This window comes from Amycolatopsis sp. NPDC004079 (genome assembly GCF_040610415.1).
GTDB lineage: Bacteria > Actinomycetota > Actinomycetes > Mycobacteriales > Pseudonocardiaceae > Amycolatopsis > Amycolatopsis halotolerans.
In genome coordinates, this window is record NZ_JBEXMH010000136.1 from 1 (window position 1) to 9,475 (window position 9,475).

At 69.5% G+C, this 9,475-nt stretch carries 9 protein-coding genes; 4 read left to right on the plus strand and 5 right to left on the minus strand.

Annotated features, from left to right (window positions below; all coding sequences use genetic code 11):
- Positions 1-129: 129 nt before the first annotated feature.
- Together ABZX37_RS48725 and ABZX37_RS48730 are read right to left on the minus strand one after the other, a co-directional pair.
- Positions 130-768: a hypothetical protein gene (locus ABZX37_RS48725; protein WP_354751160.1), complete on the minus strand. Its 639-nt coding sequence runs from the start codon at positions 766-768 to the stop codon at positions 130-132.
- Positions 765-1,349, minus strand: a complete 585-nt coding sequence (locus ABZX37_RS48730; protein ID WP_354751167.1) for an MBL fold metallo-hydrolase — start codon at positions 1,347-1,349, stop codon at positions 765-767. The genes ABZX37_RS48725 and ABZX37_RS48730 overlap by 4 nt, the downstream gene beginning before the upstream one ends.
- A gap of 136 nt (positions 1,350-1,485) precedes the next feature.
- On the opposite strand from ABZX37_RS48730, the gene ABZX37_RS48735 reads away from it, so the two are divergent.
- Both ABZX37_RS48735 and ABZX37_RS48740 read left to right on the plus strand, forming a co-directional pair.
- Entirely contained in the window at positions 1,486-2,370 is an 885-nt protein-coding gene (locus ABZX37_RS48735) for a peptidylprolyl isomerase (RefSeq protein WP_354751161.1), read from the plus strand.
- Between the two features lie 7 nt (positions 2,371-2,377).
- Positions 2,378-3,157, plus strand: a complete 780-nt coding sequence (locus ABZX37_RS48740) for an aminotransferase class IV family protein (RefSeq protein ID WP_354751168.1) — start codon at positions 2,378-2,380, stop codon at positions 3,155-3,157.
- Here ABZX37_RS48740 and ABZX37_RS48745 read toward each other — a convergent pair.
- Both ABZX37_RS48745 and ABZX37_RS48750 read right to left on the minus strand, forming a co-directional pair.
- The gene (locus ABZX37_RS48745) at positions 3,154-3,912 is read right to left on the minus strand and encodes an N-acetyltransferase (protein ID WP_354751162.1); all 759 of its coding nucleotides are present in this window, start codon (positions 3,910-3,912) and stop codon (positions 3,154-3,156) included. The genes ABZX37_RS48740 and ABZX37_RS48745 overlap by 4 nt on opposite strands.
- Positions 3,913-3,955: 43 nt before the next feature.
- Positions 3,956-4,735, minus strand: a complete 780-nt coding sequence (locus ABZX37_RS48750; RefSeq protein WP_354751163.1) for an enoyl-CoA hydratase-related protein — start codon at positions 4,733-4,735, stop codon at positions 3,956-3,958.
- A gap of 270 nt (positions 4,736-5,005) precedes the next feature.
- Between ABZX37_RS48750 and ABZX37_RS48755 the strand changes: the two genes are divergently transcribed.
- Positions 5,006-6,361 carry an MFS transporter gene (locus tag ABZX37_RS48755; RefSeq protein WP_354751164.1) on the plus strand — a complete coding sequence of 452 codons (1,356 nt, stop codon included), beginning with the start codon at positions 5,006-5,008 and terminating at the stop codon, positions 6,359-6,361.
- A 53-nt stretch (positions 6,362-6,414) separates the two neighbouring features.
- Positions 6,415-6,831: a Dabb family protein gene (locus ABZX37_RS48760; RefSeq protein ID WP_354751165.1), complete on the plus strand. Its 417-nt coding sequence runs from the start codon at positions 6,415-6,417 to the stop codon at positions 6,829-6,831.
- 46 nt (positions 6,832-6,877) lie between these two features.
- On the opposite strand, the gene ABZX37_RS48765 is transcribed toward ABZX37_RS48760, so the two are convergent.
- Positions 6,878-9,271 (minus strand): bifunctional (p)ppGpp synthetase/guanosine-3',5'-bis(diphosphate) 3'-pyrophosphohydrolase, encoded by a 2,394-nt coding sequence (locus ABZX37_RS48765; RefSeq protein WP_354751166.1) that lies wholly within the window; start codon positions 9,269-9,271, stop codon positions 6,878-6,880.
- Between the last annotated feature and the right edge of the window lie 204 nt (positions 9,272-9,475).

The following is a 9,475-nucleotide window of genomic DNA, read 5'->3' on the forward strand; positions in this document are numbered from 1 at the left end:
GATCCAGCGCGACCCGAATTTGCCGTCAGTTTGCATTCCGCGGCGCGCGGAAATCGTCAGCCAGGCGCTGTGCGCGGCGGCCACCGACTTAAAGGCGATCCCGCCGCGACGGCGGAGCCGGCGCCAAAATTACAGCGTAGCCACAAACCGACTAACAGCCTCCATAGGAAACCTCTGCAAATACTTCCCCCCAGGCGCGGCGGAAGCCAACCGATACAACGGCCTCTCCGCCACCGCGTCCCCCCGAGCCTCAGCCCGCAACTCCGCGACCAACAACTCCGAAAACACCAACCCATTGGCTTCAGTGTTGTTCAACAAGGCATCCGCCAGCCGCCGCAACTGAAGCGCCCCCAACTCCCGCCCCCCAGTCCCGGAAAACACCGCCAAATCAAGCTTCACAGCCCGCCGCCGCTGCCCGGCATTCACCAGCAACGCAACAGTCCGATTCCCCCGAACATCACTGATCACCACATCCAGCCGCGGCGCCTCAAGCAAGTCCACCCGCCGAACCCCCCAGGTCCGCACGACGAGCGCCGTCCCCTCCAGCCAAATCCGCCGCCGAGCCGCGTAAAGCACCACGTAAACCAACGGCAACGCCACCACAGCCGCCACAATCAGCCCCGGCACCTGCCCGGCGATCAACCCCACGATCCCGCCGAACGCAGCGGCGAGAACCACCACGCCAAAAATCCCCGACCACGCCCGCCGCCGCCGAAGCTTCGGCTCATCAGCGAACAACGGCAGCCGCTCCACCGGCTTCTCAGTCACCGCGCACCCCCCGGCACGAACGGGTTCCCGGCGCGCTCGCGCCCCATGGTCGTAGCCGGCCCGTGACCAGGCAACACGACGGTCTCGTCAGCGAGCGTGAGCAATGTACGCAACGAACTCTCCAGGTCAGCACCGGAACCGCCGGTACGCCCGACCGATCCGGCGAAAAGCGTGTCCCCCGTGAACACCAGCCTGCCACCCTCACCCGTCTCAACCGCGAACGCCACCGACCCCGGCGTGTGCCCGGGCAGCGGAAGCACCCGCACAGTCAGCCCCGCCGCCTCGACGCAGTTCCCGGTGAGCGGTTCGAACGCCCCGTCGTACCACTCAGCGTCCCCCGGATGCATCCGCAGCGGCACACCGTGCACCCGCGACAGCTCCGCGGCAGCACCCACGTGGTCCGGATGGCCGTGCGTGGCGAGCAGCGCGACCGGCGTCAGACGATGCTCCGCCAGCGCCTCGGCCAGCGGTTCGGCAGCCCCCTCGCCCGGGTCGACGACGACGCACGGACCGTCGGCGGCAGGGGCCAGCAGATAGCAATTCGAGCGCAGCGGACCCGCGGCGAACCCGGCGACGAGCACCGAACCCTCCTCCCAGGAAGCGGCCTTGATCACGACCCGGTGAAGACTAGCCGCCCCTGTACGGAGTCCTAACAGGCTGTGCCCATACACTGCCGCTACCTCAGACGTGTGACTTCGAGCGGAAACTGGAGGGCGGGTGGCGACCAACCAGCAGCGCCGAGAAGCCGCTAAGCGCAAACTCGAGCGGCAGCTCGTGCGCCGGGCGGAACAGGCGAAGCGACGCAAGATCGTGGGCGCTGGAGTGGTCGGCGGTGTGGTCCTCATCGTCGCCGGTCTCGTGGTGTGGATCGTGAACAGCGGGGGCAGCGGCGACCAGCAGGCCGCCACGCCGCCGCCGTCGAGCTCCGCGCCGCCGGTCCCGAGCGTCACGAACATCCCCACCGAGCGCACCGCGCTCCCCAAGCGCCCGAAGGCGCTGCCGAACCCGACGACGTGCTCGTACCCGGCCGACGCGAGCGGCAAGCCGCCGTCGACGAAGAAGCCGACCACGCCGGACGGCAAGAACGTGTCGTCGAGCGGGACCGTGAACATCACGATGAAGTCCACCCAGGGCGACATCCCGATGACGCTGGACCGCGCGCTCGCGCCGTGCACTGTGCAGGCCTTCGAGAGCCTCGCGAAGCAGGGCTTCTTCACCGACACGATCTGCCACCGCCTCGGCGTCACCGACCTGCAGATGCTGCAGTGCGGCGACCCGGACGCGAAGGGCGACGTGCTGAAGGACGGCCGCGGCGGCCCGGGCTTCACTGTGCCGGACGAGGTCGTCGACACGTCCAAGTACGGCCGCGGCATCCTCGCGATGGCCAACACCGGCCAGCCGAACAGCGGCGGCAGCCAGTTCTTCATGGTCTACGGCAACGCGCCGCTGCAGCCGCAGTACACGATCTTCGGCAGCATCTCCGACGAGGGCCTGAAGGTGCTCGACAAGATCGCCAAGAACGGCATCGGCGCGATCGGCCAGGACGGTTCGACCGGCGAGCCGAAGCAGCCGGTGAAGTTCACCGCGGTCACGGTTTCCTGAGTTGACCGTGCGAGTCGAGATCGGCGGCGCCACTCCCGGCACCGCCGATCTCGCCGCTGCGGCGACCAGCTACGGCCACTTCACCGCGATGCAGGTCCGCGACGGGCGCGTGCGCGGCCTCCGCTACCACCTCGACCGGCTCGCGGCGAACACCCGGGAGCTGTTCGGCAGCGACCTGGACACCGACCTGGTCCGCACCTACGTCCGGCGGCTCGTCGCCGGTCAGGGCGCGTTGTCGGTGCGAGTGATCATTTTCTCGCGCTCGTCGCCGCACGACGCCGCGATGACGCCCGAGATCCTGGTGCGCACCGCACCGCCGAGCTCCCACGTCGCCACCCCGATGCGGCTGCGATCCGTTGCGTACCAACGGGATCTGCCGCACGTGAAGCACCTCGGCGGCTTCGGTCTCACGCAGCATTCCCGCGCCGCCGCCCTCGCTGGGTACGACGACGCCGTGTTCCTCGCCGCCGACGGCCGGATCAGCGAGGCGACGATCTGGAACGTCGGCTTCCTGCGCGACGGGACGATCGTGTGGCCGGAAGCCCCGGTGCTGCCGGGGATCACGTATCTGGTGCTCGAGGAACAGCTGCGCGCGGCTGGGGTGCCGCAGGAGACGCGGCCGGTGTACCCGGCCGAGTTCCCGGAATTCGACGCGATGTTCGTGACCAACTCCGCCACCATCGGCCGTCCAGTCGCCTCCGTCGACGACGTACCGCTGCGCACCTCCCCCACCGCGACCGAACTGCTGACGGCGGCTTACGAAGCCGCACCCTGGGACGAGATCTAGCGCAGCGCTCCGGGCCGCCGGTGCTCCACCCAGACATTCGGCTCGACATACACAGCGGAATCCTGCGCCAAAGACACCAGCACCGGACTCAGCGCACCTTCCACGACCACCGGCCCGTCGGTGTCGAACGGCAGCCCAGTCCACTCCCGCCACTGCGCGAGCGTTCCGGGAATCGTCATCGACACCGGGCAGACCTTCAGGATCCGCCCACCGGCGCGCACGTGCACCCGCAGCCACGCGTCGTAGGGCAGGCCGTCGTCGCGCACCCGGAAGGCGTACTCGCTCATCGGAGTCTCGGGCTCGTCCGCTTTCTGCGACGGCCGCACCGGCGCGTAGAGCACGTCATGCCCGAGCCGGAAAGCGTTGTCCCGCAGAGCATTCACCATCACTGAAGCAAGCCCGGTGCCCTGCCGCTCCTTGCGGACGACGATCTCCAAGGCAGTCGCCGCGTTGCGCGCGCGGCCAGCGAGCCGGTCGGCGTGCTGCCACCGGATCACCTGGTCCCACCCACCGTCGGGCAGTTCCTCGCGGCCGGGGCCGCCGAAGGCGAAGGGCGTGGAGTAGGCCTTGGCGACCGGCTCGGCTCCGTCGGTCGCGAGCAGCACGTAGTCGGCGACGGTGTCGAGTTCGCCGTAGTACAGGTGCCCGGTCGGGTTGTGCTGCAGGAAAACCGGCCACGAGCGGTCGAAATCGGCGTGGTCGACCGTCCCGAAGAGCTCCGGATTCCGGCTGCGCTGGTGAAGTGTCAGAGCCACAGGCCCCAGTCTCACCGAGCCGTCAATTGCTTTATCGCGCAGGTCAGCGGTAGGTGAACTTCGGCGCACGCCGGTTCAGGAACGCGTCCACGCCCTCCGCGTAGTCCTCCCCGTGCAGCGCCGCGAGCCGGATCTCCTCGACCTCGTCGTCGGTCTTCTCCTGGCCCGCCGCGATCTTCTCGATGATCCGGTTCATCCCGCGGATCGACGCCTGCGAACGCCCGCACAGCGTCTCGGTGAACCGCGCCGTCGCGGCTTCCAGGTCCGCGGCCGGGAACACGTCGTTGACCAGCCCGATCTCGCGGGCCCTGGTCGCGTCGACGAGTTCGCCGGACAGCAGGAAGTACTTGGCGTTCGCCGGGCCGACCAGGGAAACCAGCTGCCGCGTCGAGGCGAAGTGGTAGACGATGCCGAGCTTGGCCGGGGTGATGCCGAAGCGCGCGTCGGCCGCGGCGAAACGGAAGTCGCAGGCGACCGAGATCTGGCAACCGCCGCCGATGCAGTTGCCCTGGACCATCGCGACGGTCGGCTTGCGCATCGCGGTCAGCGCCGCCACCGCGCTGTCCACTGCTTCGTCGTACTTCGCGGCGGCGTCCGCGGTCGAACGCAGCTCGCGGAACTCGCCGATGTCCGCGCCCGCGGAGAAATGCCGGCCGGCCCCGGTCAGCACGAGAACCTTCAGCTCGGGATCGGCCTCGACCCCGGCCGCCACGCCCGCGATCGCCGCCCACATGCCGTGGGTGATCGCGTTCATCTTCTCCGGGCGGGAGAACGTCAGCCGGGCCACGGCGCCTTCGCGGGTGAACTCGAGTCCGTCCGTCATGCCAGCACCCTAATGCGCCCTCGCCGCGCTCCCGCTGTGGGCCGGATCACGGTGTCCGAAGTGGACAGTCCAGGCCGGAACCCCTCGTCGCGCGCGGGCGCGACTAGGCGATTGTCACCGACGCGAGCGGAACCCGGTCCACGACATCGTCAACACATCCGCGACGCGGAACGACAACTCCCGACACCCACGCAGAAAGACGAGACGATGAGCGACGAAACCGCACCCACGACAGCTCGTGCCCGCCCACGAACGCCGCGCGGAGCGGCGATGGCAGGCGTGGCGACCGCCATGTTCCTGGTCATCCTCGACAGCGCCATGGTGAACCTCGCCGGGTCCACGATCCGCGCCGGACTCGGGCTCACCGCCGCCGAGCTCACGGTGGTGGTGGACAGCTACCTGGTGACGTTCGCCGGCCTGCTGCTGCTCGGCGGCCGGGTCGCCGACGTGCTCGGAAGCCGGAAGGTGTTCCTGGCCGGAATGGCCGGCTACCTCGCGGCATCCGCCTGCTGCGCGCTGGCCGCCGACAGCACGATGCTGATCGTCGGCCGGATCGGCCAGGGAGCCGGAGCCGCCGCGGTGATGCCGGCCGCGCTCTCGATCGTGCTCGCCCTCTACTCGTCCCCCGCCGAACGCACCCGTGCGCTGGGCATCTGGGGTGCGGTCGCGGGCGCGGGCAGTCTCGTCGGCGTCTTCTCCGGCGGCGTGCTGACCGAGTTGCTGGGCTGGCAGTCGGTGTTCCTCGTCCCGGTGCCGTTCGGCGCCGCCGGAGCGCTCGTCGTGTGGCGCACGGTGCCCGCGATCCCCGGCCGGCCCGGCCGGTTCGACGCACTCGGCGCCGTCACCATCACCGTCGGGGTCTCCGGTCTCGCGCTGGGCATGGTCTCCGCTTCCGACGCCGGATTCGGGTCGCCCGGCGCCCTGACCGGTCTCGCGGCCGGGCTCGCTTCCCTGGCGGCGTTCGTGTTCGTGGAGCGGCGTTCCCCGCATCCGCTGGTTCCGCCCGGCGTGTTCCGCAGGAAGCCGGTGGTCATCGCGAACGCCGTGATGGTGCTGGTCGGCGGCACGCTGACGAGCCTGTTCTTCTTCCTTCCCCAGTACCAGCAGGACGTGCTCGGAATGAGCCCGCTCTCGGCCGGGATGAGCCAGCTCCCCATCGCGGTCATGATCATCGTCGGCAGTGTCGCCGCGCCGGTGCTGGCCAAGCGCGCCGGTCAGGCCCGCGCGCTGGCGATCGGCCTCGCGGTGCTGCTGGCCGGGTTCCTGTGGCTGGCGCTGGACACGACGACCGCCGGTTTCTCGGCGAGCCTGCTGGGCGCGTTCGTAGTGATCGGCACCGGACTCGGGCTCGGCCTCGTCAACGCCACGGCGACCGGCGTACGCGACAGCGCGAACGGTGAATCAGGCCTGCTCAGCGGGCTGATCAACGCCGCACAGCAGCTGGGCGGCGCGGTCGGGCTCGCCGCCCTCGCCGGGATCGCCATCGGTGCCGCGGGAACGCACGGGGACGTCTCGTTCACCACCGCGTTCCTCGGCGAAGCCGTGCTCGTCCTCCTCGCACTCGCCCTCTCGTTCCTGCTCGCCGCCCGGTCACCGCGAGCCTCGGACACCGCGCACCAGAACTGAACTTTCTCCCCCGACCGCACGGTCGCGTCCGCGGCCGCTGGAAAGGAATCCCGATGATCTGGCACTGCATCCGGTTCACTCTCAAGCCCGACGTCTCCGAGGCGGACAAAGCAGCCGGTCTCGCGCGCATGGGCGAGCACATCACGGCCATCCCCTCGATCACGGCGCGCGTCGTCGGCCCCGAATTCGGCGGGGAATTCGACTACGGCGCCGTCACCGTGCTCGAGGACATCGAGGCCTACGAGGCGTACATGAACCACCCGGCGCATCTCGCCATGGACCGGATCGGGTTGCCGCTGGTCGACAGGTTCGTGTCTTACGACATCACCGACGACCCGGACCCGGAGATCGGCGAGAAGATCGCCGACGTCCACCGCCGCCGGTTCGAGAACGTGCCGGACGTCGCCGAACTGGTCTCCGGCCTCAGCGAGTACACCGGCAGCTCGGCACCTGGCAAGCACCGAAACTGACGGCAGCGAACGGCGGGTGCGCTCGTGGACGGGCGCACCCGCCGGATCAGCTGGCCGAGGTCACCCGGTACACGTCGTACACGCCCTCGACGCCGCGCACGACCTTGAGCACGTGCCCGAGGTGCTTCGGGTCGCCCATCTCGAACGAGAACCGGCTCACCGCCACCCGGTCCCGCGACGTCGTCACCGAGGCCGACAGGATGTTCACCTTCTCGTCCGCGAGCACCTTCGTGACGTCCGAGAGCAGCCGGTGCCGGTCGAGCGCCTCGACCTGGATGGCCACCAGGAACACCGAGGACGACGACGGCGCCCACTCGACCTCGACCAGCCGCTCCGGCTGGGTCCGCAGATCCTCGGCGTTCGTGCAATCCGTCCGGTGCACGCTCACGCCGCCGCCGCGCGTCACGAAGCCGAGGATCTCGTCGCCCGGCACCGGAGTGCAGCAGCGCGCCAGCTTCGCCCAGACGTCGCTGGCGCCCTTGACGATCACGCCGACGTCGTTCGAGCCGCGGCGGCGCGTGACCGTGGACGGCGTGGCCCGTTCGGCCAGCTCCTCCTCGGCCTCCTCGACCCCGCCGAGGAGCGCGACCAGCCGCTGCACCACGTGCTTCGCGCTGGTGTGGCCCTCGCCGACCGCCGCGTACAGCGACGAAATGTCGCCATGCCGCAGTTCGGTCGCGACCGAGCCCATCGATTCCGCCGAGACGAGCCGCTGGATCGGCAGCCCGACCTTGCGGATCTCCTTGGTGATCGCTTCCTTGCCCGCGTCGATCGCCTCGTCGCGGCGCTCCTTCGCGAACCACTGCCGGATCTTCGCGCGCGCCTTGGGCGAACCGGCGAACTGCAGCCAGTCGCGGCTCGGCCCGGCGCTTTCCGCCTTGGACGTGAAGATCTCGACGACCTCGCCGTTCTCGAGCTTCCGCTCGAGCGCGACCAGCCGCCCGTTCACGCGCGCGCCGATGCAGCGGTGGCCGACCTCGGTGTGCACCGCGTACGCGAAGTCCACCGGCGTCGAATCCGCGGGCAGCGTGATCACGTCGCCCTTCGGCGTGAACACGAAGATCTCGCGCGCGGCCAGTTCGTAGCGCAGCGATTCGAGGAAGTCGCCCGGGTCCGCGGCCTCGCGCTGCCAGTCGAGCAGCTGCCGCATCCACGCGATCTCGTCCAGCTCCATCGCGTTGTTGGCGGCGTGCGTGCCCTTGGTTTCCTTGTACCGCCAGTGCGCGGCGATGCCGTACTCGGCGGTGCGGTGCATGTCGTAGGTGCGGATCTGCACCTCGAGCGGCTTGCCGTCCGGCCCGATCACGGTCGTGTGCAGCGACTGGTACACGCCGAACCGCGGCTGCGCGATGTAGTCCTTGAACCGCCCGGGGACCGGCTGCCACAGCGCGTGGACCACGCCCATCGCGGCGTAGCAGTCGCGCACGTCCTCGACCAGGATCCGCACGCCGACCAGGTCGTGGATGTCGTCCAGGTCCCGGCCGCGGACGATCATCTTCTGGTGGATCGAGTAGTAGTGCTTCGGCCGTCCCTCGACCTTCGCGGTGATCCGCGACGACACCAGGTTGTTCGTCAGGTCCGCGATCACCTTGCGCAGGTAGGTGTCGCGCGAGGGCGCGCGGTCGGCGACCAGCCGGACGATCTCGTCGTACTTCTTCGGCTGCAGGATCGCGAACGCGAGGTCTTCCAGCTCCCACTTCACCGTGGCCATGCCGAGCCGGTGCGCCAGCGGGGCGAGCACCTCGAGCGTCTCGCGCGCCTTGCGGGCCTGCTTCTCCGGCGGCAGGAAGCGCATCGTGCGCATGTTGTGCAGCCGGTCGGCGAGCTTGATGACCAGGACGCGCGGGTCCTTCGCCATCGCGATCACCATTTTGCGGATGGTCTCCGCTTCGGCCGAGGTGCCGAGCTTGACCTTGTCCAGTTTTGTGACGCCGTCGACCAGTTCGCCGACTTTGTCGCCGAAGTCGGCCTTCAGTTGTTCCAGGGAGTAGCCGGTGTCCTCCACCGTGTCGTGCAGCAGCGCCGCGACGAGCGTGGTGGTGTCCATGCCGAGTTCGGCCAGGATCGTCGCGACGGCGAGGGGATGCGTGATGTACGGGTCGCCGGACTTGCGCCGCTGCTCGCGGTGCAGTTCCTCGGCGACGTCGTAGGCGCGTTGCAGCTGGCCGAGGTCGGAGTTCGGGTGCAGTTCGCGGTGGATGACGGCCAGGGGTTCGAGGACCTGTTTGACCGGGGCGGCGCGCTGGGCGGTGATCCGGCGCGCCAGGCGGGCGCGGACGCGGCGGGTCGCGGAGGGGTTGGGCGCGGCCCCGTTGGGCCGGGGCCCGGTGTCCGCGGCGGTGGCTCCGGTCTTGGCACCGGTCTTCGCGGGGGTGGTGCCGCCTTTGGAGGGGGTGGCACCGCCCTTGGCGGGGACGTTGGCGTCGAGCTCTTGGCTCACCCGCACCTCCAGCTGCTTCGTGCGGCCTCGAACCTTCAGGGTAACTGGTTGGTCTTCTCGCGGGTTTGGTGACGTGCCGTTGCGCTGCGTACTGGCCGGCTCGTCGCCTGGCGGCGACATTGCGGCCGGGCGGCCCACCACCCCGAAGCTTGATTGTGCTGACGGTTCGGGGGTTGTTTTAAAAGGGGGGAAGATTGGTTTTAA

Coding starts and splice junctions, on each gene's coding strand:
- ABZX37_RS48750 (WP_354751163.1), bottom strand. CDS start 4,735: ATGACGGACGGACTCGAGTTCACCCGCGAAGGCGCCGTGGCCCGGCTG.
- ABZX37_RS48755 (WP_354751164.1), top strand. CDS start 5,006: ATGGCAGGCGTGGCGACCGCCATGTTCCTGGTCATCCTCGACAGCGCC.
- ABZX37_RS48760 (WP_354751165.1), top strand. CDS start 6,415: ATGATCTGGCACTGCATCCGGTTCACTCTCAAGCCCGACGTCTCCGAG.